The organism is Desulfonatronum sp. SC1 (genome assembly GCF_003046795.1).
GTDB lineage: Bacteria > Desulfobacterota > Desulfovibrionia > Desulfovibrionales > Desulfonatronaceae > Desulfonatronum.
In genome coordinates this window covers 1-391 of the sequence record NZ_PZKN01000234.1, presented here as the reverse complement: position 1 = coordinate 391, position 391 = coordinate 1, and the positions used below count along the sequence as shown (strand labels likewise).

Annotated in this window: 1 pseudogene; it reads left to right on the top strand. The window is 47.6% G+C overall.

Features of this window, described 5'->3' with window-relative positions:
* Positions 1-3: 3 nt before the first annotated feature.
* Positions 4-391, top strand: a pseudogene (dnaE, locus tag C6366_RS21385) (DNA polymerase III subunit alpha); the annotation flags it as partial.

The following is a 391-nucleotide window of genomic DNA, read 5'->3' as shown; positions in this document are numbered from 1 at the left end:
GCAGTGGCATATTGTGTTGGTATAACCAGTGTGGATCCCATAAAGTACGATCTTCTGTTTGAGCGATTCCTCAATCCAGATCGTATATCGATGCCCGACGTTGACATCGACTTTGACGACGATGGCCGACAACAAGTGCTCAACTGGGTAGCTAACAAGTACGGACACGACAAGGTGGCGCACATCTGCACCCTTGGTACCATGGCTGCCAAATCGGCCATCAAAGATGTGGGCAGGGTTCTTAAGCTGCCACTTTCCGAAACCGATCGCATTTCGAAAAAAATACCTGAAAAACCTGGCACCAAACTGGCAAATGCCTATGCCGAAGTCATCAAACTGGAAAAAGAAAATGGCTCACTCGATTCTGCTCTGAGCCACATTGAGAAAAAAC